This window comes from Desulfovibrio sp. ZJ369 (assembly GCF_011039085.1).
GTDB lineage: Bacteria > Desulfobacterota > Desulfovibrionia > Desulfovibrionales > Desulfovibrionaceae > Desulfovibrio.
Map to the genome: position 1 here is coordinate 1 of NZ_JAAKEI010000014.1, position 26,627 is coordinate 26,627.

Genomic DNA, 26,627 nt, shown 5'->3' on the forward strand with positions numbered 1-26,627 from the left:
AAGTGGATTGTTGGCAGGCACAAAGAAATAATCTTGGCTCCAAGATTAATTGGCAATTTACAACTGATCAAGCCAGGATAAAGTTAAAACGACTTTACCCGACACTTGTAGCTTGACGCAACACTAGGCCAATTTTAGCAGGGCAATCCCTTTTTGGCGCGTCTTTTCCTCCATGCGCGTGTCATTCGGAATTGTGCGGATTTGTTGCCAATCCCGCCAGGCAGTCTCGCTTATGGAAGATTTGGTGTCCGCGTCCACCACCTTCCAGAAAGCCACAAAAAAACCGCTGGCGGCGACTTCATGCAGGAGGTCAAACTTCTTGCCGGGCCGCAGTCGGGCGTAGCGCCCGGCTTTCATGTGAAGCCGTGCCGCGAGAATGCCGGCCCGCGTGTATTTATCGGAGAGGCCCAGATGGCGCGCCCAGACAGCGACGAGCCGCCTCCCGCGAGATTCGTGACCATAATGGTGTGGCCAAAGGGCACGGGGAGTTGTCAGCTTGCCCGCATCATGACCCAGCGCCATCCAGACAGCCAGGGCATCCCCGGCCACTGCATCCATGCAGCGGGCCGTGTGTGCCAGCACCGACCCTGAATGATAGGGGGCAGGCCCGGCCGGGATAGTGTCCGCATCGGCAAGAAAGGGGGGGAGCCACGCCTCGCGGCGGCGCACAGCCGCAAGCAGCGCCGCGCCCGGGGCCACTGTTTGGAGCAGTGACTCAATAGCCGCGTGGCGTTTGTCTTTCATAGCAGAGCTTTCCAGTCAAGATGGGGGAATGTCGGCAGATCTTTCACATCGGTATGAAGAAATTCCAGTGCCGCAGCCAGCAGCTTTTCATACTTTTCCTTGCCTATGGGATCATACCCGTGAGCAAGCAATGAGCTGTTTCGTGACTGCAATGTTTTCTTCAGGGCATCCCCATGAGCCTGGAAGGACTTTCCCAAGGGATCATTCAGTGCGGCCAGCAGCTGGTATGATCTTTCCAAACCGACACGGGCAACACCTTCCGCGTCGGCCAGTGGCCGCCACTCGTCACGGATGGATGCCGGAACGCGGTCCAGCGGCACATGTCCATTATCAATGGTATGCCCTGTCCACAGGGCAATCTTGGCGCATTTTTCGATAGCGCTATAGAGTCGGGCCACGGCATCGTCATAATGCCCGGCGGCTGCGCAACGCCGCGCATTGCCCACGAGGTCAAGCAGATAGGGGCGTCCTCTTGCCTCCCCCTGCTGATCAGAAGCGCACCTGAGAGCCGCCGCATCCTGCCTGAGGGTTTCCACCCGCTTCACATCCCGCTTGAGGGCGCTGAGCAGTTCAGAGAGGCGCGGATTTCGCACGCCATAGGGCGCCAGACGGCCGTGAGCCTGGCTGAGGCATGTCTGGGCTTCCTTGTGATTAAAGCTGTCCCACGACATGTAGCCCGTTACCATGTCGCCAATGGCGCTGTAGAATTTTTTTTGTGCGCCATCCATATTTTCAGCGAGTGCCCGGGCTGTGGCCAGGGCATCCGCGAACTGGGCATGATTAAAGGCATAGGCCAGGGCCCGCACTTCGCGCAAGGCCAGTACATCCCAGGGGTTGGCGTCCTGCACCACTTTTTCCGTTCCGGACTCCACAGTGCCCAGCCCCTGCTTGGTACGGACACCACCCCCGACATAGGAAAAGCGGCTCTTGAACTCCATCATAACCAGGGCCAATGCCGCCGACATGATCTTTGTGCCGCCAGTGATGTCCGCGACAAGCGGAATGTCCTCCGGCAGGGACATGTCCGCCAGGGCTTTGGCGATGCCCTCTCGCATATCTTTCACGCACTGCACCATGTCCTGATAATCACGCAGCGTGACAATCTGTGTATCCCCAATCTTCCATCCAAGGTCATTTTCAATTTCCTGACGGATTGTCGCGCGTGACTGCGGGGATGCCAGATATATCACATGACTCGGATGGTGATGGCGGATGCTTGTGCGCAGGGGATCCGGCGTGCCCCCTACAGTGCAGACCATCACAATGGGTTCGGTAGTGCTCATGTTTCGTGGCTCCAGCTGATGAGTATCTCTTCCAGATTCAGTAAATCTTTGCCGCAGACAACGCGCACCCTCAGATTTTGCGCCCTTTCCCTGTCCTTCCCGCAGAGCGGGCGTACCGAGCAAAGCATGGCTCTGGCGAGAATGCCGCCCAAACGATCGTGCAAGGAATCCAGCTTGTAAAGAGCTGTGGAAACACGATCCTCAGGTATGTTGCCGCCGCCAGACATGGCGGAAGTTTTACATTCAATGGTGAACAGGCGATTGCGCGCGGCAAAAAGAGCATCCAGTTCGTTGAGTACCCCGTCACGGCGCACGCTGACGGATGAAGCGAAATCCCTGAGGCGTTGGGCGGCCTTCAAGCGGAAAAGTGTCATCCGCACATATTCCTCAAACCAGGCGCCGTTACACCAGCGACGCGCGGCTTCATCAAGAAAGGTCACATGCCCGTTTCCAGCCAGTGCTGTGCCGGCCTCCTTGCAGATTGCCAGCAGTTCCCGCCATGATGGATCCGGGGGGCCGTCATCACGCGCGTAGAGCGCGCCCGCGGCAGCCTTTGACAGCCGGTTGAGGCGCCCCATTGCCCTTTCGCCCGCTGGTGCGCAGGCAAGCTTCAACAGACGTGTGAGTGACTCCCGGCGCGGGGCCGGCACCGGCTCACTGTTGGCAGCTTCCATATCAAAGCCGTTTGCCGCCAAAAGATCGCGCACTGAGAGGACATCGGGCAAAGGAGCATAGGCCCAGTCGCGCCCCACGCTGATGACTTGTTCCCCATCCGTATCAATGTAAAAAGCCGGCACTTCGCATACCTGGGCCCACTCGGCCGCTGCCAGCGCCATGAGTTTTGTGCCGCCTGTAAGATTGATGCCCAGTGATTCGCTCCCGCATGTGGCGCGGATTTCCTCCAGCACATTGTAAATGGCATTCTGGTCGGAGCTGTCCGCAAGCGGATACTCCGTGAAGGCGCACTGCCTCCCCCGGGCCTCCAGGGCCTTGCGCAAGAGGTGGGCAGCCCCTTTCATGGCAGGGGTGACCACGGCATGGATATGCACAGGGCCACTCCCCGGAAAGGAGGCGCCAAGCAGGCTGGGCAGCGCCTGCCGGGAAACGAGGACAATGTGATTTTTCAGCGGCGGAATGGGCATATCTGCTCTCACCAGGTACTTATGTAGAGCGATGGTGGAGAATTTGGATAAGCGTCTTAATCCCTTTTTCTTTCAGGTCGGTTCTTACGACGATGAATCGCAAGCAGCGCCGAGCCGCTGAACGTGCGTCTTAATCCCTTTCTATTTCAGGTCGTTTCTTACCAAGGAGTGCAGCGCAAACGGCCAGCGCCGGCCAAGCTGTCTTAATCCCTTTCTATTTCAGGTCGTTTCTTACATTACGGCCATCGGTATTGAAAACGTTCATCGTGCAGCGATGTCTTAATCCCTTTCTATTTCAGGTCGTTTCTTACGCCGTTATGCCAATTTTTGACGCCTCAACCGGCAGGCTGTCTTAATCCCTTTCTATTTCAGGTCGTTTCTTACGAGGGAAGAAAGGAAGAGATATTGGGGTTGTTGAAGGAGTCTTAATCCCTTTCTATTTCAGGTCGTTTCTTACACCATATTTGAGGTTCAAGAAAAAGTACTACGGCTAATGGTCTTAATCCCTTTCTATTTCAGGTCGTTTCTTACCCAGTAATCGCACCACAAACAAGCAAGCCGCCGAAAAGTCTTAATCCCTTTCTATTTCAGGTCGTTTCTTACGCCTTGGCGGCTCAAAGGCTTTCGCGCGGTTTTGTGAGGTCTTAATCCCTTTCTATTTCAGGTCGTTTCTTACTCCTCCCTTCCCACTCCTTTTTCCACAGCACCTGGCTGTCTGACTTGCGCGAACCTTCAGGGCAACGATGAAACTTCAGCCGTGCATGGGCGAACATGTCAAGCCAACCTACTGAAATAAAAAACTCTTTTCCTTGCGCGAACCTCTCCGGGACAGACGCGCCATCTTCATTCATTTCAACAGGTTGGCAAAACCCACCGAAGACAGCCACGGTTCGCGCTACTCGCCGAGAAGCTGTTTTACTTTTGCGACTTTCTTTTGCTGTTTCTGGGAGAGCTTGCCTTGCCACTTGCCCAGGCGCTGCCAGCAGTCACGCAAGGCAGCCGCCGCCTTTACCCGCAAGTCACCCTCCAGGCTGTCCAGCCTGGCAAAAAGCTCCATACTGCGCTCCTCCGGGGCATCGGGGGCCGCAACTTCAGCAATGGCACGCTCCTCCGGGGAAAGGGCGGCAAGTGCCGCCTCGCGTTCCGCTGCCTCGCGCTCTTTCCGGCGCTGTTCCTCAGCGGCTTTTGCCCTGGCTTCGGCAACGGCCTGCGCCCGCTTGCGCTGCTCCTCCACAGCGCGGCGGATTTCCTCCTCGCGCACGGCACGAATCTGCTCCCGCTCACGCCGGGCGTTCTTGATGGCCTCTTCCACCCGGGCTACGCCATCTTTGTATTCAGCCTCCTCACAGCGGCACAGCACCACCCAGCCGAAGGGCAATTCACGGTCAGCCAGGGTGCGCGTCTTGCCGGCTCCTTTCCGGGAGCGAGGCGCATTCGCGCTGACAGTGACACATTCCACATGGGAATAGTGCCCCACGCGCAGCAGGAGTTCCCGCTGTGGATCCAGCTTTTCCATGCGGCTCAGGACGGGTTTGAGCCGCCTTCCCACCTCGGCAAGATGCGGCAGCCGGTAGAATTTCCCCAGTTCTTCCCGAAAGCGTTTTTCGTAAAAGTTCTTGCAGATGGTTCCGAGGTCTGCAAACGAAAGCACTTTCCCCCCGGGCAGGCCAATGCCTGCCGCGTCCATGAGCAAACGCCCATAGAGCGGCAGACCACCAGACGCGGCTGGGGGCAGCACCTCGCAGGGCGTTTTGGGGGTACCAGGCTTTTCCGGGTTGAGCCGCGCTTCGGCAGCGGCCACGATACGCGTGGCGCCCGGCGGTATCGGAATATCCGACACCTTGAGGGCCTGCATGCTGTGGTTGCGGATGGAACCGAGCAGGCGCTTCATCTCGTCCGCATAGGCGCGATTATCCCGCCCGACGGCTCGCAGACCGCCATGATCAAGCCCATCAATGAGTGCTGTGCTCAGCGCCCCCTTGAGGGAGGAGCCGGGTATATATGGCGCCATGGTGACGGGGCTGCGGGGAAGGGGCTGGACCTCCGCGTTGCTCAGGCTCCCGGGATTTTTGATATGGGCGCGCAAATTTTCAGCCAGGGCAGCGGAGGACACGGCCACACGCGCGAGCGAATAGAGGGCCGCGTCCAGGTGTTCATCCATGAGGCTGCGCAGGTTCAGCATCTCGCCAGAGTCGAGCGCCTTGCGTATGTCCGCCTTGTCCTGTGCCGCCTGAAGCCAGGCCGCCGCGTCCACCAGGTGCAGGGCGTACACATCGCCCTCCTGCCGGATGACATATTCCAGCGGAGAGAGATCGCTCCCGGAACCGATAAAAACGGGAGTGAGCGCCTCCAGCCGGAAGGGGAGAAAACTTTCCCGCGTCCAGCGGCGCGGGCCGGAACGTTGGCTGCGGTCAGGCATGGTTTTCCTCCTCAACAACATGGCAGGGCAGAATGAGCGGTTGTGTCACCTGGACGACAGCCGGGTCGGCATTGATCCCCTCCAGCACATAGGGCCCGTGCGGCATGTGCCGCAACACGCTGCCCTCCTGAAGCAGAAGCATAGGGGCCTTGTGGGGATTGGCATGTCCGGGGCCGGCCTTGCCGCGCTTTGCCTCCACCGCATACCAGCCATCAAGCTCCGACATGTTCATGGCGGCGCAGACGGAACAGAGCAGGGAGTGGGGACCGCCCTTTTCCAGCGGCGCGGGGTCGAAACTTTCATCCCGCTCCACGGCAAAACGGCCCTTGCCAGTGGAGGCGTCCCTGCCGAAGCCCAGGTCACCTGTTTCAGCCAGCAGCTCCAGTAGCGCATCCGGGGCCTCGGCGCGCGCGTAGATGTGGAAAGCGGTGCCGGCGGCAAACCAGGTGAGACGGTTGAAATAAAGACCACCCTCGGCGGCTGTGCCGCTCTCCCTGTTGATGGTTACATGCGGCTCCACGCTTTCGCGGCTCCGGGAGGAGTCAGGCCGCTTTTCCTGCCGGCAGAACCAGGCCAGCAGGGGCTTCAGGGAGAGGGCGGCCGAGTGGCACGCCCAGACCGCTACTGGCAGATGCCTTGTCTTGCGGAAGAGCTTGTACTCCTGCAACGCGTCAAAGAGCTTGAGGGGCTCGCCCGCGGGGCCACAAAACTCCCCGGACGCGACCCATTGCCGAAAGCTGCCGCGGCTGGCCGGCGGCAGGCGCGGCATACTGACGGTGTCAAGGGGAAGGGCTGAGGATACGGCAAAGGGCGGGTTCCCCGAGCGAAAGCCCTCAATGGCGGCGCGGCAGGCCCCCGCCCCCTGGCGCTCGGCCATGCGCCAGAGCAGCATTCCGCACAGCGTATCGCTGCGCAGGGGCGTCCCCCACGGAGAGAGCGGCCGCACAATGTAGCGCAAAAGTTGCATGGCTGACTCCGGCTAGAGGGCCCTGATGCCGGCCAGATCCACTGGCTCGCCATCCAGCGCCAGATCCTCGAATGCCACCTGCCCATTGCCGCGTGAAGACCCGCCACCCAGGGCGTCAAGCTCCACGAGCCTGAGAGCCTTGAAAAGCCATTGGGCCAGCTCGTCCGCGTCATCGTGCTCAAAAACCTTGAGGGCGATGCTCAGCTCAAAGGCCACGCCGGCGGGCACGCGCTCCAGCGGGCGGGGATGTTCGGCTGTGCCGTTGACCCGGTTGATGGTGTTCTCGTACTTGATCTCCATGGAGAGTTGCCCGGCCGCAAAGCGCTTTCTGTCCTCTTTGCAGAGCATGGCGTCACGCACCAAAAGGCGCGTGGGGCCGAGCTTGGGATCACACTTCCCCGGATCGTTATGCGCGCCGAACAGCACGCATACGGGGCAATCCGCCCTGCCGCAGCCGCAGGGCGCGCCCTTGGTTATGCATTTCCGGGTCTCAGGGTTCGTGCCCATGACGATACCCACCTCCAGCAGGGATCGCATCTTGCCCTTCAGGGATGAGCCGGGAATATAGGGCGCCCCGGAAAGCGGATCCTTCACAATGGGCTGGTCAAGCCCGCCGATCTCCACAGTTTCCTTGCCCGCGCCGATGTGCAGGCCGGTGCGCAGGCGGATGCGGCCGGTAAGTGTGCGTATGGATTGCAACTGCATGTCTTCCTCCGTGATGTCAATCCTTGAGATAGCGGGCGCTGAAGCCGACAACCGCCTCAAAGTGCAGCAGGAATGCCTTGAAATCACAAACATCCTCTATACTGTCCACATTCTTCCATAGCCATGTCTTAAAACTTTCAGGGACGACCTTACGCTTGAGGGCGTATTCCGACTTGGCCTTGAGCAGCTTAATCATAGGCAGGATGCGGCAAAAGGCGGCCTGTTCGTCCCGGGCGTCCAGCAACTGTCTCTCAAGCGACTTTACGTCCGCGTAAAATTTCCGCAGCTGAGAGGTTTTTATTTCCGGCCTTTCTGTGAAGGATCTTGCCGTTTCCTCTGCCCTGGAATCTACCCATATGGGGTTGAGCTCCTGCTTGGCTTTGTCCTTGTAATACTCAATTTTACTCATGCTCTGCTCCTCTCTCCGGTAGTGCGGGTGCGGTACAGTGCCCAGGTGATGCCCAATTCCTCTTGGGGGAAGGCCTTGTTGTCCTGCGCCATGCGCCACAGGCGCTCTGTGTCCACGTTGTCAGGATGGCAGTTGCGCTTCATGTCATAGGCGAGATGCGCAAGGTAAAGGCCCTTGCGCATGTCGCCCCGGTAAAATTCGCCGCAGGCCCGGGCATAGCCGAGCAGGCGACGCACAAAGCCCTGGGTGACGGCCCCTTTCAGGCACATGCTCTCCAGCCATTGACCATTTTCAAGCAGGTGCTTGCATTGAGCCCACCCGGCTGTAACGCCAAACAACGTGGCCGCGTCCTTGTCGGGCTGATGCTTGGAGGCTTCGAGCGCATCCTCCGCCGCGCGGCGTATGGCCCGCATGGGAAGGCGCGGCTTGAAGACAGGCAGGCCAGCCGAGAAGGTCACGGCGGGATTTTCGCCGGTAAAGCGTCCGAAGTCCTCACGCAGCCGGCGTGCAAAGTCGATTGCCTGAGACCACGGCCCAAGGGCAAAGAGATCGTCACCACCCGCAAAAACGAGGTACATGCCGGGAAATTCCCGCTCCATGAGGCGCGGCACATGCGCGGCGAAAAAGTGGTTCATCATGCGCGAAAGCATGGCAAAGCGGGAAATGGAGAACAGGCTCTCCTCCCCTGTGCCGAAGCCCATGCCGAAAAGCAGGCCCAGGTTGTCCACGTCCGCCTTGCATGCCGCCAGACAGGCCACAGAACGCATCCCCGTGGTGTCTGCAATGGGCACGCGGGCCTCTTCGGCCAGCATGGCAAAAGTCTTGGGGGCGTCAACTTCCACGGCTTCGCCATTCAGGACGGCTGCGCCGTTGATGTCTTCCAGGCGTCCCTCGTTGCGCCACCGCTCCATATCATCCTGAGTCAGACATGGCACATGCCCGGCAACCGGCACAGCGGCGAAACCGTCATAGCCGCGCATGTTCACAACATCCAGGGCGTCCCGCAGAAGAGCATCGGCGGCGGGATCACGCGCTTCCAGGCGCAGGCGCAGTCCATCAAAGAGAGCGACCCCATCGCCCTCACGGGTAAAGACGAGGTACTGCGCATTTGGCAGGCGTCGCCCCACCTGCTCAATGAGGCGACGACACAGCCCGCAGATGGGAGCCCCGTCATCAAGCCGCCCCGTGGCGGGGCGCGCGCGGCAAAAGTCACATTCGCCATATTCAGCGTAATCTTTCTGCTGCACACCAAGAACCGGGGAGACACCGCCCTTGAAAGCTGTTGCGAAAGGATGGAGTTTGGCCTCCTCCAATGCGTCGTTGAAAGCCTCGAAACGCCCGCAAAAGCGCGTGCGCTCCAGATCCTCAGGCAACAGTGGCAAGCTTGCGAATGTCATACGCGCTGTGCCCAGGAAGGTCTTCAAGAGCCACGCATCCACTTTCTGATGGAGTATGTGGAGGGTTTCACGGCTTTGTGGAGTGTCTGGCAGGAGGAGCACGAAACGACCGCCCGCGTCCGTAATCCTGGCTGCCGGGGAGAGATCCAGCCGCTCCAGCAGGGAAAGCCATACAGAACGGGTGAGCGCCTGCAAATACAGGGAACGCGCCCGCAAGAGCTTGCTGGCCCCCTTGTCCGCCTGACCTTCTGCCCCAAAAATGAAGCGCTGGATACCGGAAAGCTCACCACCGGCGAGCAGCAGGCGTTCCTCCCCGCTTGGGCAGGCGAGCAGCGCCTGAACGATTGCCGCCGTTGTGGCCGCATGGTCATAAAGTGAGATGTCGGCCCGTGTCTTCCACGTTGAGGATGGCACACACCAGGTGAACCGCTCCAGCAGGCTGACCAGCGATGCCATGTAGTGGTGGCGCCCCATATGAAGCGGCAGGGTGTCGAGGGCAGCCAGGAATTGCTCATACAGGGCTTTATAGGAAGCGCCTTTTCCCGCTTGCGCGACAGGGAAGAGGGGAGAGTCATCCCCGGCCCCCGGCTGTGTGTCAAGGGGCAGCAGACGGTAGCGCAACGGAGGCGCGTCTTGCGCCAGTCCCTTGCCGTTCAGACGAACGTTGGTGAACACCGACTCCAGCCGGGCCGTTCTGAAATCGCCTTCGGCCTCACCTTCCAGACGGTCACCGCCAGACGAGAGACGATCCGCCCTTTGCAGGAACAGTTCCTCCCTTGAAGTGGCGTCGGGTCTGTGGTGTGCCGACGCCAGGCGGGCAAGACGGCTCCTCATGCCCTCCAGATCCGGCGGGAGCGGCAGTACATGCTCTATAAAGTAGTCCGTATACAGCACATGCCGGTGCGTGGTTCCGTGGGGGCAGTATTCCTGCGCCAGTCCCTGGGAACAGGGGGCGTCGGCGCGCTGTGCGAACTTGCCAATATCATGGAGCCATGCCGCCAGTATAGAAAGCTCCTGCTTCATGCGGGCCTCCTGATGTGTCAGCCGATATTTTTTTTGAAAAATATCCCTTCACCTGCCCTGTCGCAAGGGCAAGTGAGGATGCACTCTCCGTAAAACAGGGCTATCCTTGACATGTACCGCACTGACCATTGCAGGCGAACGCGCGCTTATGACGGGTAAACCAGAGGAAAAGCGCAAAAAGAACCGGGGGCAGGATGCACAGACGCCCATTGACAACCACCCGGCGTTCCTTGATGTAGATATGCACACTGGGCGCAGCCGACGCGTCGAAGCTGCGAAGCATGTCTTGCGGGAAGGCCGGCTTCCGTAACAGGGCCTCCGGCAGGTGAGGGCGCAAACGGGGAAAGAGTACCGGAGCCAAGGTTATCTGCGCATCCGCGGCTGCATCGGGTGAAGGGTAGTAAAAGTGCGCATCTGTCTCGCAGTGTGGGGCGACAAGCACATGGAACAGACGATCCTGCTCACGACCGTAGCATTGCGCGGCCAGAGCAAGGCTCGCGCTCATGGTCTTTCGGCCCCCGGCGAGGGAAAAGTCAACACGGCGGCTCCGGCCTTGTGCCCATCTCCACGCCTGGCGCATGGCCAGTTCCTGAAAAGCCTCACTTTCCTCTCTTGTTGTGATGTCCTGCAAGACACGCCCCTTGCAGCGGGGAATCAGTATATCTTTTTCAGAGAGTATTAATTAAATAATGTTTTAATGTCATCCAGAGTTCCATTCACATGAAACCTGGCAAAAAGATCCATCGTCAAGTCAACCATGTGCAGACTTCGTGAAACAACGACCGATTTTCGGCGGAATCTGGCAAACCAGTGACGCTGGCGACAATTGTTCCTTTCTATACGGACTGTTCCACCTTTCCCCTGAAACAGATCGTTTTCGGCTATCTCCAGAGGATAAACCTTCCACTTGTCCGTACAGTAAAGCCAGACTTTCCACTTTTTCAAACGCTCCATCAATCTGTGGAGGGTAGCCTGATCACGCCCGCCACATTCCCAGTCGATGAGTTGACCGGTATCACGACAATAGGCTTTCCAGATCCAAAGTTTGTTTTTTTGACTTTAGATCAGATTACCTTTGACTTTTTATGAAAGTCAAAGGTGCCATTCAGGCGAAAAATGCGGTTTTCACCTGAATGTACGCCGCGTTGCGGCGGCTGCCGCTTTCGCGTCAGCAGAGCATTTTTAAAGTGAAAATGATCTAGAAAATGCCACATTTCATCAAGTTCAACAATGATGGCCTCACCAGGTTCAGGCTTTTCATAAACACGTTCCGCAAAATTTCGTACCCAACGTAAAACAGCGGGGGGGGTGAAACATGAAAAATTCGGGCAATGGCAGACAGGGACAGACCCATGGTATACAGCGTGACAGCAAGGGCTTTTTCACTTGCCGGGCGGCCCCGTGGAGTGGTGCGAGTAAATTGAAATCCACAATTCTTGCAGCGATACCGTTGTTTTCCCAGAATCTTTCCGCTTCGATATACCGTGCTGGCATGGCACTTGGGGCAGTCGGGCTTTGCTTCCATGTGTTTCTCCTTTTGGAGGGATATAACACATTTACATCATATTATTAATACTCTCAAATTCCGCTACAGTCATACCCCTGCCCCGCAGGCCGCCAAAACGGACGCGCAAGCAGTCTTCAGCCGGACGCCGCTTGAACAAATGCGTCAGGACATGCAAACCGGAGAGAGAGTTCAGCGCGGCATATACGTTGGCCTGCTGCCAGGGCCGGCCTTGCGCGAGGCAATGTTCGCGAGAGGCAGGACAGGCGCATCTTATGCGTCAGCCCTGCAGAGAGCGGCGAGAGGGCTTGCCTCAAGCGCGCCGCGACAGTAGGATCCATGCAGGCTTTGCCCGGCCCGGCATTGCGCGCCGGGGGCGGACGCCGGCAACAGGCTTCAGGACTAGAGCATTTTTTGATTGAAAATATCTATTTTCAATCACGTCGCTGCCATCATTTCGCGTCCAGAACGCGGTCTGGACGCTCATTCGGCGCGGGCGCCAGCTAACGCTGTCGCCAGAGCGTTTAGCTAATGCCATTAGCAAAACGCTCTAAACATTTGCGGCAATCAGGAGCATGCCATGATCAGAGCCATTTCCGACACCCTGCCTCTCAACAACGGCCAGAGTATGCCCGGCTACGGCTTCGGCTGCTACAAGGCCTCAGGGCATGAGCTGGCTCTGGCCGTGCGCGAAGCCGTGGCCTGCGGATACCGCTACATTGATACGGCCGCCTATTACCGAAATGAAGATATTGTGGGCCGGGCCCTGCACGCCTGCGGGATCCCCAGAGAAGAGCTTTTTGTGCTCTCCAAAATCTGGCCTTCGGATTTCGGAGCTCCGGCGCGGGCTTTGGAGCAGAGCCTCAGGCTTTTGGGTCTTGAGTACCTGGACGGCTGTCTGCTGCACTGGCCGGGCATGGACGTTTCCTGCCGCCTGCGCGTTTTTGAGGCCCTGCTGCGCTTGCAGGAGCAAGGCAAGATCCGCGTGCCGGGCGTTTCCAATTTTCTGGCCGGGCATCTGATTCCGTTGCAGGAGAATTTTGGTTTCTGGCCTGCTCTGAATCAGATTGAAATCCATCCTTTTTTCACGCAGTCCGCATTGTGCCGTTTTTGCGCTGATCGCGGCATCCGGGTCATTTCCTGGAGTCCGCTGGGCAGAGGCAGGGATCTGGAACATCCGATGGTGCAAAGTCTGGCCGCGGAGCTCCATAAAACACCGGCTCAGATCGTCCTGCGCTGGCATCTGGAAAAAGGCCTGCTGCCCATTCCCAAGTCCGTGCATGCCGAGCGGATCAGAGAGAACGCCGATGTTTTCGATTTCAGCCTGGATGCGGCGCAAATCGCGGCGTTGGACGGGCTTGAACTGCCTGAAGGCCGGGGCAGAATGGGGCCGGATCCGCTTTGTTACCCGCCCGTGCAGAGCAGGAAAGATTCATGAACGTCGGGCCAGGCCTCACACGGGCGCACGGGCCAGAAACGCATAGCGCCCGTTGACCGCGCGCAGCAGATCGTCGGGCTTGAGAAAAAGCTGCAGGCCGCGCGCGCCCGCGCTTACATAGATGCGCTCGCAGGCAGAGGCGCTGTGATCCACAAAGACGGGATAGGCTTTTTTCGCGCCCAACGGGGAACAGCCGCCGCGCCGATAGCCGGTGAGGGGCAGCACATCCTTGAGGCGGACCATTTCCGCATGCTTGTTGCCGGAAGCCTGGGCCAAAGCCTTGAGATCCAGTTCGGCCGCCGCCGGGATGCAGGCCATCAGCACCCCTGTCCTGTCGCCTCTGGCGACCAGCGTTTTAAACACGCATTCCGGCGCCGCGCCCAGAGCGCGCGCCATGCTCACGGCGGAAAGATCCTTTTCATCCACGTCTACGCGATGCAGGCTGAAGGCAATGCCCATTTTTTCAAGCAGACGGGCAGCGTTGGTCTTGGAAATTTTGGCGGCTGAAACGCTCATGGCGAGGATGCGAGCCGGCGATCAATGCCGGCTGAGCCAGTAGGAGGGTTTTTTGCGCGGAACGGCAACGTCAAACGGCCTGGAGATATGGTCGTCCATGCCTGCATCCAGAATATCGTCAATAGTGTCGGGCAGCGAAAGATTCACTTTGAGAGTCCCTCACATATAAATCCCTGGAGTGCCCTTACGATATATTTTCTTTAATTTCATAGAGATATAGGAAAACCCCGGAGCCTGACTCTGACATTTCATGCCCCGGTGATCCCTTGGTTGATTATCCATTTTCTTATCCATTTTTTTGTCTTCTTCTTTATTTAAAAATCGTTTAGAGCATTTCCACTTTGAAAATGCTCTGCTGACGCGAAAGCGGCAGCCGCCGCAACGCGGCGTACATTCAGGCGAAAACCGCGTTTTTCGCCTGAATGCCACCTTTGACTTTCATAAAAAGTCAAAGGTAATCTGCTCTAGATTGCAGAGATGAAATTTGCATCTGAAGAAATCCGAACCAAGGCTGTTCATGCGTATCTTGATGGAAAAGCAACAGCCAGGCAATTGGCAGATATTTTAGGTTATACCCCGGCTAGCATCTGCAATTGGGTCAGAGCTTACCGTGAAAACCAACGATTATCAGCCAAACCCAATGGCCATCGCCCAAGTTGTTTCTCATGCGAGGAGATTCGGGAATTGCAAGCCCTTCTTGATAAAAATGGTGATATGACGCTTCAGGAAATTAAAGAGCATTTTATTGAACACTCCACCGGCTAAAGCCGGTGGATTCACCTTGGCGACTAAAGTCGCGTTCCGGCTAAATCCGGTATGGTTCCTGCTGAAGCAGGCTTAAGTCATTCACCCTCAATCCGGAAGGTCTCATCAGCATCTTCCTGTTGAGCAATGTATTGCTTGATAACCTCATCGGTCACATTACCACTGCTGCAACAGATTCAAAATTTTATCATCGGTTGCTATGTGCGATACAAATATTATCTATATCTTTGCCACCAATTTCCTTGTGGGGAAACTCCTGCCAGAGACAAATATGCCAGACCGTATCCTCATACCAAGAGACAGTTTGCAAAGGCTTCTGTATGAGAACATATTGCTTTTGAAACGCTCGCTCCGGCGCGTAACGGCGCAAGTACATTGCGTCTGCGCCTGTCTCTGCTGTCGTCATCCGTAAGGCGGCACAGCCGCCAACGGCTGACGCGCGCGGACATGGCTTCGCCCTGCCAGAGCGTTGAGCTGCTTTCATGAGCAAAACGATCTACTCCAGCACGCGCAGCTCCGCGGACAATTGCCCGGAGTTGGAGCGCAGCACCACATAGCCGCCCGCGGCCAGGGCGCCGGGGTTGACCACCACCGTGCGCCCCACGCGATCCACGGCGCGCGCCTCGTGAATATGGCCGCAGAGGCAGATGTCGGGCTGGGCCTCTTCCAGAAACTCGCGCACGGCCATGGAGCCCACATGTACGCCGCCCGGGATCACGTCGCAGGCCGTGTCCTTGGGCGGATTGTGCGAGACCAGCACCGTATGCGGATACATACGGGCGCGCTGCCATGCGGCTTCCAGCCATGCGGCAAAGGCGGATTCGGGATACTCGCTGGGCGTGCCGAAGGGCGTGAACGTGGAAGCGCCCACCCCGAAAACGGCAATCTCCGGAGTCAGTTCGCGGGTGAAGGTGTGCAGATTCCAGCCTTTTTCGCTGAGCCAGGCGTCCACCTCCGGGCGATCCATATTGCCGATCTGGGCCAGGACCGGGATGTCGTGGGCGCGCAGAGCTTCCATGACCAGTTCGGCCTGCTTGACCCCGCCGGTGATGGTCAAATCGCCGGTCACGATAACCCCGTCGGCCTGAGACAGCTCAGGGATTTGATCAAAACGCGCGGGCTCGTCGTGGATGTCGCCCACGGCGATCCAGAGGTAGTCCCGGGTAGCAGCGCTTGGCATGACGGTACATCCTTTGTTATAGAACTTTTTATGGAAATTCTGCCATAACTCCTGCCAGATGAAAAGAGCCGCCATGCCCGAGAAAGCCGTTGATTCCGCAGAGTCCCCTGGCGTGCAGAAAGCCGCCCTGCGCGAGCGCATCCGCAGGCAACGCCGCGAGCAGCCGCCGGGCCTGGCCCGCGCGCGCAGCCTGGAGGCCCAGCAGCGCCTGCTGGATGCCCCATGCTGGGGCGCTGCGCGCTCCGTGGCCCTTTATGTGGCCCTCAAGGGGGAAGTGTCCACCGATGCATTGCTGGAGGCCGCCTGGCGGAGCGGGCGCACAGTCTATCTGCCGCGCGTGCATCCGCATGAGCCCGGCCGCATGAGCTTCGTCGCCTGCGCCGGTTTTGCGCAGTTGCGGCCCGGCCCCTTTGGACTGCGCGAGCCCGAGGAAAGCCTGCCCGGCTTTGGAGCGGAAGACATCGGCAATGGTTTTGACCCGGATCTGCTGGTGCTGCCCGGCCTGGCCTTTGACCGGCGCGGCGGCCGCCTGGGTTTTGGCGGCGGCTATTACGACCGTTTTCTGGACGACGCCAGGCTGCACTGCCCGCGCGTGGGCCTGTGTTTCGCCTTTCAGGTGTTCAGGGAGCTGCCTCTTGAGCAATGGGATCAGCGCGTGCAGTTTCTGTGCACGGAAGAGAGCTTCGTATGTCTGTGAGTTTCCTTCCTTTTGCCTTTCCGGGGCTTGAAAATGTGCGCTGCGTTTTTCAGACCCGTCCGGGCGGGGCAAGCCGGGGCGCATACGGCGGCGGCAATATCTCTTACAGCACGGGCGACGACCCCGCCCATGTGGCGGCCAACCGTTGTTCTCTGCTGCAAAGTCTGAAAGGCGAGGGCCTTGCCGCCTGGGCCGAGCTCAATCAGGTGCACAGCGACACCCTGGTTTTCGAGCCGGATGCCGTAGGCTGTGAGGCGCAAGCCATAGTGGACGGCGACGGACTGGCCTCGTCGCGTCCGGGCCTTGGCCTGCTGATCAAGACGGCCGACTGCCAGCCCATTCTGCTGGCCCATCGCAGCGGCCGCCACATAGCGGCCTTGCATGTGGGCTGGCGGGGCAATCGTTGCAACTTTCCGGGCACGGGCGTGGCCCGCTTCTGCGCGCATTACGGCCTCAGGCCGCGCGATCTGGTGGCCGTGCGCGGGCCGAGCCTGGGGCCGGAAAAGGCGGAGTTCGTCCATTTCGAGCAAGAGTGGAGCGCGGACTTTCGCCCCTGGTTTGATCCGGCTTCGCGCACAATGGATCTCTGGGGGCTGACCCGCGCGCAGTTGCTGGAGGCCGGGCTTCTGCCGCGCCATATCTACAGTCTTGACTGCTGCACTTTTTCACTGCCAGGTCAATTCTTTTCCTACCGGCGGGAAAAGAAGTCCGGCCGCCAGGCCAGTCTGATCTGGATGACAGGCTGAAGTCCGCGCGTATTGATGGCGTAGCGCGTTTTGCGCATGAAAGGAGCTGAACGCTCTCATCTTTCGATACGTCAGCCCTGTGATCCGGGTCCGGGCCGCATTGACAGCGCGCCGCCCCGCGTCTAGAGTGCTCCCTGGCTACGGTAGCCGGGCTTTTTCCGGCTTGAAAAGGGAATCCCGTGCGAAGCGGGAGCGGACCCGCCGCCGTGAGCCCCATAACCGCATCCCTTTTTGCGCCACTGGAAACGGGAAGGCCGGGACTGCGGGGGGCAAGCCGGAAGACCTGCCGTGCCGCGGAGCCGTTTGATACGGGCTTCGGCAGCGGTGTCTACCGCTCCGGCAACGGGTTTTTGCCGGAAAGGCGGAGGAAATACGGACCTCTTCCATGACGCATGGAAGGGGTTTTTTTGTGGCCTGCGGCGCCTGCCGGGCGGCCGCGGCGCGGGACAGCTCGCGGGTGCGCTGTCACAACCTTGCGCAAGGCTCACTGCAGGCCCTCCGGCATGAGCGGGCGGTACGCCGCCACATGGAGAAAGGCTGCTTTGCGGCGGACGATGTACTGAGGGCTGACCCCAGCAGCAGCCCGGGCGGTTGAGCACATGAGCAAGCCGGATCTGATCCCCGCATTTTCAGGAGCGGCCGCGCAACGCCGCCTGTTATGGGCCTTGGCCGGGCTCGCGGCGCTCTGGCTTTGCTCCCTGCCCCTGGCCTGCCTGCCCGGTCCGATGCCCTTGAGCGCGCACGAGGTTTTCCGGGCCCTGGCCGTGAATTTCGGTTTTTCGGACGCGCCGCAGAACAGCGCGCAATCGCTGGTGGTGAACCAGATCCGTCTGGCGCGGGTCTGTCTTTCGGCGCTCTGCGGCGGGGCCCTGGCCGTGGCCGGAGTCGCGCTGCAAGGCGTGCTGCGCAACCCGCTGGCAGATCCTTTCACCCTGGGCATTTCCGCGGGGGCGGCCTGCGGAGCCAGCCTCGCCATTGCCCTGGGCGGCATGGCCGGAAGTCAGATTCGTTTGTCCGGCCTGTTCGGGCTGTCCCAGGCGGGGCTGGTGGCTCCGGCAGCCCTGGCCGGAGCCTTGCTGGCGTTGTGCGGTGCGCTTTGGCTGGGCCGGAGCCGGGGAAGCTTCAGCCGGGAGAGCGTGATTCTCGCAGGCATTGCCGTGGCCGCCTTTCTGGGGGCGCTGGTGGCGCTGATCAAGGCGCTGAACGAGGAATCCGTCACCAGCATCGTATTTTGGATTATGGGTTCCCTGCAGGGCCGCGGCTGGGACAGCCTGCCCCTGCTTCTGACCACGCTCGTGCCCGGGCTTCTGGCCGTGGCTCTGGGCTGGCGCGCCCTGGATGTGCTCTCCCTGGGCGACGAGCAGGCCGCGCAACTGGGTCTCAACGTGGGCCGGGCGCGTTTCTGGCTGCTGGCCGGGGCCAGTTGCATGACTGCCGGTTGCGTGGCGGTGGCCGGCGTCATCGGTTTTGTGGGTCTGGTGGTGCCGCATGTGCTGCGCCTGCTGCTGGGGGCCGGGCATGGGCCGTTGCTGACCGGCGCGTTTTTCGGCGGCGGTATTCTGCTGGTCTGGGCCGACGTTCTGGCCCGCAGCGTACTGGACGGCGGCCAGGAATTGCCGGTGGGCGTTGTGACGGCCCTTTTGGGCGGCCCGTTTTTCGCCATGCTGGTGCGGAGGCGCTGATGCTCACGGTGCGCGGGCTCACAGCGGGATACGGCGGGCGGCGCGTGCTGCGCGGGGTGAGTTTTGCGGCCCGCGCAGGAGAAAGCGTGGCCCTGCTGGGGCCTAACGGCAGCGGCAAGACAACGCTGCTGCGGGCCATCTCGGGCGTCTTGCGGCCGGAAAGCGGGCATCTGGCTCTCCAGGGCAGACCGCTGGAGCAGCTTGGGCCGCGCAGCCGGGCCCGTCTCGCGGCAGTGGTGCCGCAGCGCGGCGAAGTCCCGCAAGGGATGAGCGTGCGGCAGATGGTGCTTTTGGGGCGCTACCCCTATCTTTCCTGGCTGGGCGGCTACAGCGGCCGGGATTACGCGGCGGCTGAAGAGGCTCTGGCAGCCACGGCCGCGTTGGATCTGGCCGAGCGCCGGGTCAGCGAGCTTTCGGGGGGGGAGCTGCAACGCGTGCTGCTGGCGCGGGCGCTGGCCCAGCAAAGCCCCCTGCTTCTGCTGGACGAGCTGGCTGCCGGTCTGGATCTGGCCCGCATGGTGGAATTGTTCGACCTTCTGGAACGCTGTCGGGCCGCCGGGACCTGCGTGCTGATGGCCATGCACGATTGCAACCTGGCCGCGCTGTACGCCACGCGGCTGATCGGTCTGAAAAACGGGCGTGTGCTGTTTGACGGCCCTGTAACCCACGTCTTTACGGAGGAGCGACTCAGTGCCTTGTACGATCTTCCCATACGGGTTTTTCCGCATCCGCAATGGGGGCTGCCCCAGGCGCTGCCGGGCCGCGCGGCCGGCCCGTGGAGCCATGCCGCTTCTTCTGTTCAGCCTTGCGGCTGCGCTGCCGACGCCCCCGGCCCTGGCCGTGACGCCGGCTGTGCCCCGGAGCGACTACCAGGCCATTGCCGGCACAACAGTGGACAGCCCTGACAGAAAAAACAGCGCTCCGGCCCGGCTCTGCGTCACGGACGACGCAGGCGTCACTGTGCTGCTGGAGAAACCGGCCACGCGGATTATTGCCCTTTACGGAGCCTACAACGAGCTGCTGCTGGCCCTGGGCGCGGGCGATCTGCTGGTGGCCCGCACCGTGGCCGACGCGCGGCTTCCGCAATTGGCGGAATTGGCGGATCTGTCCGTCATCGGCACGCATATGCGCCCTAATGCCGAACTGATTGTGGGGCAAAAGCCGGATCTGGTGCTGCAACTTTCCGGCCGCAAAGAGGCGCGACTTCAGACCGAGGCCCTGCGCAAGCTGGGCATCAATGTTCTGACGTTTGAGATGAATTCTTTTGAGCGGATGTTCGACGTGCTGGGGAAAATCGCGCTGCTCACGGGCCGGGAGCAACAGGCCGCCGCGCTGATCCGGGGCTGGCGCGGCCGCCTGGCCGCGCTCAGGGCCCGCCATGCCGGGCAAAGGCCGGTGCGCGTCTTTTACGAGGTCCGCTATCCGAACCTGCTGGCTGCCGGGAAGGGCAGCATCGTCGATGAGATCATTGCCTATGCCGGGGGCGCAAACGTGGTCCGGGAAGAGAAAAAGCTGGTGCGTATCAACGAGGAGGCCTTGATCCAGGCCGACCCGGACGTGTACCTGCTTCAGAAAGGCCCCATGAATCCCGATCCCGAGCCTTTGGAGCGGCGGGCCCATTACAGGGAGCTGCGCGCCGCGCGCGCGGGCAGGGTGCTGGTTGTGGATGAGGATCGCTTTGCCCGGCCCGGCCCCCGCGCCGTGGATGCGGCGGAGGAGTTGGAGCGTTGGCTGCATCCGCAAGCACGTTGAAAAAGTTCTTCCGCCCCCTGGCAATGTCCGGGGCCCGGGCTTGTGTTCCAGAGCAGATTACCTTTGACTTTTTATGAAAGTCAAAGGTGGCATTCAGGCGAAAAACGCGGTTTTCGCCTGAATGTACGCCGCGTTGCGGCGGCTGCCGCTTTCGCGTCAGCAGAGCATTTTCAAAGAGAAAATGCTCTATGCCCCAGGCGCAGGGGCCGGGCGTTTTTCTCTGAAGGGAATTTTTTCAAAGCGAGTTGAACGACTATGACCGGAACTCTTTACGGCATCGGCGTTGGCCCGGGCGCGCCGGATTTGCTGACCCTGCGGGCCGTGGCCGTGCTGCGCAGCGTGGATGTGATTCTGGCCGCCGCCTCGCCGCGCAATGATTATTCCGCGGCGCTGGAAACCGCGCGCCCGCATCTGCGGCCCGAGACGCGTCTGTTGCGTTTGGAATTTCCCATGACCCGCGATCCCGGCACATTGCGCGCGGCCTGGCAAAAAGCCGCGCAGGCCGCCAGAGAAGTGCTGGAAGGCGGGGAAAGCGCGGCTTTTCTGACCATCGGGGACCCGTTGATCTACAGCACGTTCGGCTATCTTTTGCGCACCTTGCGGGAAAGCGCGCCGGATCTGCCCGTGGAAATCGTGCCGGGAATCACCTCCTTTCAGGCCGCGGCGGCGCGTACCGGCACAGTCTTGTGCGAAAGCGGCGAAACGCTGCGCATCCTGCCCGGCATCAACGGCTGCAACGATCTGGCGGAAGAATTGCGCCATGCCGACACGGCCGTGATTCTCAAGGCGTATCGTAATTTTCCGGCCATCAGTGAAGCTCTGCGCGGCACGGGCCGCAGCGCGAGCTCCCTGCTGGCCAGCCATGTGGAGCAGGCAGAAGAAAACATCCGCCGCGGCATGGACGCGGTGGACGGCACGCCGCCTTATATGTCATTGATTTTAAGCCGGAAGCCGGAATCCGGCACGGGAAAAGGGCGCTGAGAAGAACCCGGAGCGTTGAGCTCATTTCATGAGCAAAACGCTCCAGGGATCTTCAGCAGATCCGGGGCAGTTGGGCGCCTTCCAGCATTCCCAGGAGGCGCTGCCCGCCGATGCGGGTGCGCAAGGCGACCCAGCCGGGCTTGCCGTTGCCTACCGTGCCGATGCGCGCGGCCTCGGCTCCGTGCGGGGAGGCCCGCATGGCCGCCAGCGCGGCCTCGGCGCGCGCTTCGGGCAGAATGCAGATGCACTTGCCTTCATTGGCCAGATAGAGCGGGTCCAGCCCCAGAAAGGAGCAGCCGTTTTTTACGGCTTCGTGTACCGGAATGCGCTCTTCTTCAATGTCGATGCTCACGCCGGACTGTTCCGCGATTTCATTGAGCGTGGTGGCCAGGCCGCCGCGCGTGGGATCGCGCAGAACATGCACCTGGCCCGCGGCGGCGATTACCTCCGCGATCATCCGGTTCAGCGGCGCCGAGTCCGAGGCCACGTCCGTGAGAAAGGAGAGATTTTCGCGGCTGCCCATGATCGTCAGGCCGTGATCGCCCAGCGCACCGCTGATCAGCACCGCGTCGCCGGGCCGGGCATTGTGCCCCGAAGGAGCGGGAGCAGTGAAAACTTCACCGATGCCCGTGGTATTGATGAACATTTTGTCGCAGGCTCCGCGCGGCACGACCTTGGTATCGCCGGTCACGATGCGCACCCCGGCAGCGCGGGCCGCTTGCGCCATGTCCGCCGCAACGCGCTCCAGCGTCGCCAGGGACAGGCCTTCTTCCAGAATGAAAGCGCAACTCAGGTAGCGGGGCCGCGCGCCGAGCATGGCCACGTCGTTGACCGTTCCGTGCACGGCGAGGCTGCCGATGCTGCCGCCCGGAAAAAAGAGGGGCGTCACTGTGTAGGAATCCGTACTCATGGCCAGGGGGCCGCGCAGATCCTCCAGCAAAGCCGCATCGTCCAGACGTTCCAGGAGGGGATTGGCGAAATGGCGGAGGAAACATTGGGCCACCAGGCGTTGCGAGGCCCGGCCGCCGCTGCCCGCGTCCAGCAGAAGACAATCATCCATGAATCAATGCTCCCCGTATTTGAAGTAGGCCGCGCAACTGCCTTCGGTGGAAACCATGCACGGCCCCACGGGCGTGGCCGGCGTGCATTTTTTGCCGAACAACGGGCACTGCGGCGGCCGGAGTTGCCCCTTGAGCACCTGGCCGCAGCGACAGCCGGGCAAGGGGCGCGTTTCCGGCAGGCGCAGGTCAAGGCGGATCAGGGCGTCCAGATCGGCATATTCGGGCCGCAAGGCAAGGCCGCTGCGCGGGATGCGGCCAAGGCCGCGCCAGAGCGCGTCAGAGGGGGTGAAAAACTGTTCCATCAGAGCGCGGGCGCGCGCGTTGCCTGTGTCGCTCACCGCGCGGGGATAGGCGTTGATCACGGCCGGGGCCCTGTCCCGCAGTTGTTCGGCCATGATGCACAGGGCCAGCAGGATGTCCGCGGGCTCAAAGCCGCCCACAACGCCGGGCATGTGATATTCGTCGGCCAGAAAGGCGTAGGGCGCAAGGCCCAGAACCGTGGAGACATGGCCGGGCAAAAGAAAGGCTTCCACAGCGCAGGATGCGTCGTCAAGCAGCGCGCGCAGCGCGGGCGGCACCAGCTTGTGCAGGGAGAGCACGCAGAAATTTTCGATCTTTTTTTGCCGGGCCGTGAGCAGGGTGGCGGCCACGGTGGGAGCGGTGGTTTCAAAGCCGATGCCCAGAAAGACCACCAGATCGCCGGGGTTGTTTCTGGCGAGCGCAAGCGCGTCCAGGGCCGAGTAGACGATTTCCACCCGCGCGCCCTGGGCCTGAGCGTGCTTGAGGCTGCGGCCGTCCGGGCCCGGCACGCGCAGCAGATCCCCGAAAGTGGCCACAATGACCTTGTCCCGTCCGGCCAGATCCAGAAATGCCGCCACTTCCGCGTCATGGGTCACGCACACCGGGCAGCCCGGCCCGGAGAGATGCGTGACCGAGGCGGGCAGCAAAGAGCGCAGGCCGCTTTGAAAAATGGCCACCGTATGCGTGCCGCAGACTTCCATGAATCTCATGGAACGCCCGTTCAGAGCTGTTTCCAGACGTTGAAGCAGGGCGCGGCAGAGGTGGGGATCCTGAAAAGCGCTGTTGAGTTGCATGTATGCTCCGCGTGCGGCCGGGCCGGGTGCGCTGTGCGGAAAGAATTTTCACAGGGAGGGGTGCGCGCCGGCGACCGCTGTGCCTCTTCATAAACCCGGAGATCTTTTTTGGCAAATGGCGGCTCGTCCCGCCTGGCGAACACTCCGCACGGGCGCAGTCCTTTGCTCGCGAATTGCGGAAGGGCGTAGTGTTCCTCGGCAGCTCCCTTGCAGGCTCGTTGCGCGCTTATGCCAGCGGCGCGAGATTGAGCCCGGTATCCACCGGCAGGCCGCACATCAGGTTGGCGTTGGCCAGAGCCTGCCCCGCGGCGCCGCGGCAGAGATTGTCAATGGCTGCGAGAATGATCAGCCGCCCGGTGCGCGGATCCACTACCAGACCCAGATCGCAGAACATGCTGCCGCGCACATAGCGCGTTTCCGGCAGGCTGCCCTTGGGCAGCACGCGAATCCAGGGGCTGCGCTCCCACACGCGGCAAAAGGCCTCGTGCACGGCATCCAGAGTGGTCTTGGGGTTTTTGAGCTTAGTATAGATGGTGGAAAGAATGCCCCGGTTCATGGGCAAAATATGCGTGTTGAACGAGATCCGCACGTCGCGACCGGCCAGCAGGGAAATTTCCTGCTCGATTTCAGGGGTATGCCGATGCCTGGGCAGGCCGTAAGCCCGGAAGTTGTCCGAGACTTCGCAAAAAAGTGTGGGCAGCGCGGCTTTGCGCCCGGCGCCTGTGGCGCCGGATTTGGCGTCCACCACAATGTCCGCGCTTTCGATGAGGTCACTCTTCAGGGCGGCGTAAAGGCCGAGAATCACCGAAGTGGGGTAGCAGCCGGGGTTGGCGGTCAGGGCGGTATGGGCAAGATCCGCGGCATAGAGTTCGGGCAGCCCGTAAACGGCCCAGCGCAGCAAATCCTTGCGGCTGTGGGCATGTTTGTACCACTGCTCGTAGACCGAGGCATCATGGATGCGGAAGTCCGCCGAAAGGTCCACGACTTTGGCCCCGGCGTCCAGCAGCGGCCCGGCCATCTCCATGGCCGTGCCCGCCGGCACGGCCAGGAAAACCAGATCACACCGCGCGGCGGCCTCCTTGGGCTCAAAGACGCTGATCACAACGTCCGAACCGGGCAGATTTTCCAGAAAGGGATAAAATTCCCCCAGACGTCTTCCGGCCTCGGCTCTGGAGCAGGCCAGGGCAAGCCGCATGGCCGGATGAACGGCCAACAGCCGGGCCAGCTCCATGCCCGCATACCCGGTAATGCCCACCAGCCCCACATTGAATGTCTTCATGCCCGGCAGTCCTTATGCGTGTTCGCCGCAGTTTTTTTTGCAATCCGGCCCGCATTTGATCACATATTTCATGCGCAATTCATATAAAATGCCGTCCAGAAGCCGGCGCTCCTCTTCTTCAAGACAGCTGGAGGTTTTTTGCCGCAACATGTCCAGCACGTCAATATTATGGCGGGCCAGGAGCAAATCCTGCTCCAGGCGGCCGGTTTCAGGGTTGGGCACTTCGCCCAACTGCACCAGGGCCGAAGAGGCCAGGGAAAGAATAAAGGTGGAAAAGGTCACTTCGGGCATGGGCCCTTCGGCCGGGGGCTGGCAGCCGCACGTTTCTTGACTCATGACAACCTCATTTTTTGCTGCATGGTCTGCAGGTAAAGTGCTACACTGAATTATCCCGACAGTTAAGCTTTTTTTATGGGCTGGCAAGGCGCGCGCGCAAATATGGCCGGGGCGCGAACGGTACCTCCGGGGAAGCGGATGCCGTTTATGGGTTGCAAGCAGCGCGGAAGCAGACGGGCAGCACAAATTTTTTCAATGCCTCGCCGCACTTGACGCGGAGAGGCACACGAAGAGGGGCATTTCTCCGAACAGATTTTTAGAGCGTTTAGAGCGGGTTGCAACAGCAAACCGCTCTAGCAAAACGCGCTAACTGTGAATCAGGGGCAAGGGCTCGCCGGGTTTGCCAGCCAGTGCGGAACGGTATGCGGCCAGGGCCTGCTCCAGGTAGTCGCGCGCGCCGGAAAAGCCGCCCGCCTCGGTGATGCTGCGTTCAAGGGCGTACAAAGCGGCCGCCACATCGGCCCAGTCCACCCAGCCCATATGGCCGATGCGCACGATCCGGCCTTTGAGCTGATCCTGTCCTCCGGCCATGCATACGCCGTATTTTTCGGCGGCCAGGCGCAGCACTTCCACGCCGTCCACGCCCTGGGGCAGAAGCACGCTGGTGATGCCCCAGGCAAAGTGCTCGGGCGCGAAAAGCTCAAGGCCCAGCGCGTGCGCGCCTGCGCGGGTGAGCATGGTCAGGGCCCACTGCCTGGCGTAGATGGGTTCCAGCCCGTTCTCCAGCAGCATGTCCAGGCTTGCGTCCAGGCCCAGGATCAGCCCCACCGGCGAGGTGAACAAGGTTTGGCCTTTTTCCAGTTTGGCCCGCTCCTGGGGCAGATTGAAATAAAAACAGCCCGGCGTCACGCGTTCGGCCTTTTTCCAGGCGCGCTCCGAAAGAGCCAGCAAAGCCAGGCCGGGCGGCAGCATCAGGCCTTTCTGCGAGCCGGTGAGCAGACAATCCAGACCCCAGGCATCCAGCGGGCAGGGCGAAAGGCCCACGCCGGAAATGCCATCCACCAGCAGCAGCGTGTTCCGCTGCCGGGTGATCCGGGCCACTTCCCGGACGGGGTGCAATACGCCGGTGGATGTCTCGGAAAGCTGAATCAGCACGCCCGTGATGCCGGGATCGGCCGTCAGGGCTTCTTCCACGGCTTCAGGCCGCACGGCACGGCCCCAGGGCACGGGCAGCGTCGTCACTTCCAGACCGCGCGCCGCGGCAATCTGCGCCCAGCGCTGGCCGAACTTGCCTGCATCCACCACCAGAACTTTCTCGCCGGGCTGAAACAGGCTGTACACGGCGGCGGTCATGGCTCCGGTGCCTGAGCAGGAGAGCGGCAGCACCGGCCCGGCTGTGCCGAACAGCAGCCGCAACCGTTCCTGAACCCGGCCCATGACTGCCTTGAATTCCTTTTTGCGGTGGTGAATCATGTCTCTGGCCAGGGCCAGGCGCACGCGCTCCGGCAGGGGCGTGGGGCCCGGGGTCAGCAGGCGAAACTTGTTGAGCATGACAGACTCCGTGAAG

General features: G+C 61.0%; 26 protein-coding genes, 1 CRISPR repeat array and 1 riboswitch. Of the genes, 8 read left to right on the top strand and 18 right to left on the bottom strand.

Features of this window, described 5'->3' with window-relative positions:
* Positions 1-123: 123 nt before the first annotated feature.
* From G7Y51_RS06500 to G7Y51_RS06550, 10 genes are all read right to left on the bottom strand, one after another.
* Positions 124-744 (bottom strand): hypothetical protein, encoded by a 621-nt coding sequence (locus G7Y51_RS06500; RefSeq protein WP_165175738.1) that lies wholly within the window; start codon positions 742-744, stop codon positions 124-126.
* The gene (locus tag G7Y51_RS06505) at positions 741-2,027 is read right to left on the bottom strand and encodes a TIGR02710 family CRISPR-associated CARF protein (protein ID WP_165175740.1); all 1,287 of its coding nucleotides are present in this window, start codon (positions 2,025-2,027) and stop codon (positions 741-743) included. The genes G7Y51_RS06500 and G7Y51_RS06505 overlap by 4 nt, the downstream gene beginning before the upstream one ends.
* Positions 2,024-3,169, bottom strand: coding sequence for a DUF1887 family CARF protein (locus tag G7Y51_RS06510; RefSeq protein ID WP_165175742.1), 1,146 nt, complete (start codon positions 3,167-3,169; stop codon positions 2,024-2,026). Before G7Y51_RS06510 ends, G7Y51_RS06505 begins: the two co-directional genes overlap by 4 nt.
* A gap of 53 nt (positions 3,170-3,222) precedes the next feature.
* Positions 3,223-3,845: direct repeats of the CRISPR family, unit length 35 nt; unit sequence GTCTTAATCCCTTTCTATTTCAGGTCGTTTCTTAC.
* 219 nt (positions 3,846-4,064) lie between these two features.
* Complete coding sequence (gene csm5 / locus G7Y51_RS06515) at positions 4,065-5,588, bottom strand: type III-A CRISPR-associated RAMP protein Csm5 (protein WP_165175744.1); 1,524 nt, start codon at positions 5,586-5,588, stop codon at positions 4,065-4,067.
* A complete protein-coding gene (locus G7Y51_RS06520) occupies positions 5,581-6,555 on the bottom strand; it encodes an RAMP superfamily CRISPR-associated protein (protein WP_165175746.1) in 975 nt (324 codons plus the stop codon). The genes csm5 and G7Y51_RS06520 overlap by 8 nt, the downstream gene beginning before the upstream one ends.
* Positions 6,556-6,567: 12 nt before the next feature.
* Positions 6,568-7,260, bottom strand: a complete 693-nt coding sequence (csm3, locus tag G7Y51_RS06525) for a type III-A CRISPR-associated RAMP protein Csm3 (protein ID WP_165175748.1) — start codon at positions 7,258-7,260, stop codon at positions 6,568-6,570.
* A 16-nt stretch (positions 7,261-7,276) separates the two neighbouring features.
* A complete protein-coding gene (csm2, locus tag G7Y51_RS06530; protein ID WP_165175750.1) occupies positions 7,277-7,669 on the bottom strand; it encodes a type III-A CRISPR-associated protein Csm2 in 393 nt (130 codons plus the stop codon).
* Complete coding sequence (gene cas10, locus G7Y51_RS06535; RefSeq protein WP_165175752.1) at positions 7,666-10,089, bottom strand: type III-A CRISPR-associated protein Cas10/Csm1; 2,424 nt, start codon at positions 10,087-10,089, stop codon at positions 7,666-7,668. Before cas10 ends, csm2 begins: the two co-directional genes overlap by 4 nt.
* A gap of 100 nt (positions 10,090-10,189) precedes the next feature.
* Positions 10,190-10,768, bottom strand: a complete 579-nt coding sequence (locus tag G7Y51_RS06540) for a CRISPR-associated ring nuclease (protein WP_346773693.1) — start codon at positions 10,766-10,768, stop codon at positions 10,190-10,192.
* Between the two features lie 519 nt (positions 10,769-11,287).
* Positions 11,288-11,614, bottom strand: a complete 327-nt coding sequence (locus G7Y51_RS06550; RefSeq protein ID WP_165175756.1) for an IS1 family transposase — start codon at positions 11,612-11,614, stop codon at positions 11,288-11,290.
* Between the two features lie 559 nt (positions 11,615-12,173).
* On the opposite strand from G7Y51_RS06550, the gene G7Y51_RS06555 reads away from it, so the two are divergent.
* Positions 12,174-13,031, top strand: a complete 858-nt coding sequence (locus tag G7Y51_RS06555) for an aldo/keto reductase (protein WP_165175758.1) — start codon at positions 12,174-12,176, stop codon at positions 13,029-13,031.
* 15 nt (positions 13,032-13,046) lie between these two features.
* On the opposite strand, the gene ybaK is transcribed toward G7Y51_RS06555, so the two are convergent.
* Together ybaK and G7Y51_RS13880 are read right to left on the bottom strand one after the other, a co-directional pair.
* The gene (ybaK, locus tag G7Y51_RS06560; RefSeq protein ID WP_165175760.1) at positions 13,047-13,547 is read right to left on the bottom strand and encodes a Cys-tRNA(Pro) deacylase; all 501 of its coding nucleotides are present in this window, start codon (positions 13,545-13,547) and stop codon (positions 13,047-13,049) included.
* Positions 13,548-13,568: 21 nt separating this feature from the next.
* Positions 13,569-13,694: a hypothetical protein gene (locus G7Y51_RS13880; RefSeq protein ID WP_277424683.1), complete on the bottom strand. Its 126-nt coding sequence runs from the start codon at positions 13,692-13,694 to the stop codon at positions 13,569-13,571.
* Between the two features lie 330 nt (positions 13,695-14,024).
* On the opposite strand from G7Y51_RS13880, the gene G7Y51_RS06565 reads away from it, so the two are divergent.
* Positions 14,025-14,312 carry a helix-turn-helix domain-containing protein gene (locus tag G7Y51_RS06565; RefSeq protein ID WP_165175762.1) on the top strand — a complete coding sequence of 96 codons (288 nt, stop codon included), beginning with the start codon at positions 14,025-14,027 and terminating at the stop codon, positions 14,310-14,312.
* 496 nt (positions 14,313-14,808) lie between these two features.
* Here the strand turns inward: G7Y51_RS06565 and G7Y51_RS06570 are convergent, their stop codons facing one another.
* Positions 14,809-15,492: a metallophosphoesterase gene (locus G7Y51_RS06570; RefSeq protein ID WP_165175764.1), complete on the bottom strand. Its 684-nt coding sequence runs from the start codon at positions 15,490-15,492 to the stop codon at positions 14,809-14,811.
* 73 nt (positions 15,493-15,565) lie between these two features.
* Between G7Y51_RS06570 and G7Y51_RS06575 the strand changes: the two genes are divergently transcribed.
* The 6 genes from G7Y51_RS06575 to cobI all read left to right on the top strand — a co-directional run bounded on the left by G7Y51_RS06575 (position 15,566) and on the right by cobI (position 21,350).
* Positions 15,566-16,189 (top strand): 5-formyltetrahydrofolate cyclo-ligase, encoded by a 624-nt coding sequence (locus G7Y51_RS06575; RefSeq protein ID WP_165175766.1) that lies wholly within the window; start codon positions 15,566-15,568, stop codon positions 16,187-16,189.
* Positions 16,180-16,935: a polyphenol oxidase family protein gene (locus G7Y51_RS06580; RefSeq protein WP_165175768.1), complete on the top strand. Its 756-nt coding sequence runs from the start codon at positions 16,180-16,182 to the stop codon at positions 16,933-16,935. Before G7Y51_RS06575 ends, G7Y51_RS06580 begins: the two co-directional genes overlap by 10 nt.
* A gap of 124 nt (positions 16,936-17,059) precedes the next feature.
* A riboswitch (cobalamin riboswitch) is annotated at positions 17,060-17,241 on the top strand.
* 293 nt (positions 17,242-17,534) lie between these two features.
* On the top strand, positions 17,535-18,617 hold the full coding sequence (locus G7Y51_RS06585; RefSeq protein WP_165175770.1) for an iron ABC transporter permease: 1,083 nt from the start codon (positions 17,535-17,537) through the stop codon (positions 18,615-18,617).
* On the top strand, positions 18,617-19,522 hold the full coding sequence (locus G7Y51_RS13730; RefSeq protein ID WP_165175772.1) for an ABC transporter ATP-binding protein: 906 nt from the start codon (positions 18,617-18,619) through the stop codon (positions 19,520-19,522). Before G7Y51_RS06585 ends, G7Y51_RS13730 begins: the two co-directional genes overlap by 1 nt.
* 55 nt (positions 19,523-19,577) lie before the next feature.
* The gene (locus G7Y51_RS06595) at positions 19,578-20,369 is read left to right on the top strand and encodes an ABC transporter substrate-binding protein (protein WP_241160160.1); all 792 of its coding nucleotides are present in this window, start codon (positions 19,578-19,580) and stop codon (positions 20,367-20,369) included.
* Between the two features lie 255 nt (positions 20,370-20,624).
* Positions 20,625-21,350, top strand: coding sequence for a precorrin-2 C(20)-methyltransferase (gene cobI / locus G7Y51_RS06605; RefSeq protein ID WP_165175778.1), 726 nt, complete (start codon positions 20,625-20,627; stop codon positions 21,348-21,350).
* A 52-nt stretch (positions 21,351-21,402) separates the two neighbouring features.
* Here the strand turns inward: cobI and hypE are convergent, their stop codons facing one another.
* From hypE to G7Y51_RS06630, 5 genes are all read right to left on the bottom strand, one after another.
* Positions 21,403-22,410, bottom strand: a complete 1,008-nt coding sequence (gene hypE, locus G7Y51_RS06610) for a hydrogenase expression/formation protein HypE (RefSeq protein ID WP_165175780.1) — start codon at positions 22,408-22,410, stop codon at positions 21,403-21,405.
* Between the two features lie 3 nt (positions 22,411-22,413).
* A complete protein-coding gene (hypD, locus tag G7Y51_RS06615) occupies positions 22,414-23,505 on the bottom strand; it encodes a hydrogenase formation protein HypD (RefSeq protein WP_165175782.1) in 1,092 nt (363 codons plus the stop codon).
* A 226-nt stretch (positions 23,506-23,731) separates the two neighbouring features.
* Positions 23,732-24,784: an N-acetyl-gamma-glutamyl-phosphate reductase gene (argC, locus tag G7Y51_RS06620; protein WP_165175784.1), complete on the bottom strand. Its 1,053-nt coding sequence runs from the start codon at positions 24,782-24,784 to the stop codon at positions 23,732-23,734.
* A gap of 12 nt (positions 24,785-24,796) precedes the next feature.
* Positions 24,797-25,120, bottom strand: coding sequence for a DUF1844 domain-containing protein (locus G7Y51_RS06625; RefSeq protein ID WP_165175786.1), 324 nt, complete (start codon positions 25,118-25,120; stop codon positions 24,797-24,799).
* 306 nt (positions 25,121-25,426) lie between these two features.
* Positions 25,427-26,611, bottom strand: a complete 1,185-nt coding sequence (locus G7Y51_RS06630) for an alanine--glyoxylate aminotransferase family protein (protein ID WP_165175788.1) — start codon at positions 26,609-26,611, stop codon at positions 25,427-25,429.
* Positions 26,612-26,627 lie beyond the last annotated feature (16 nt).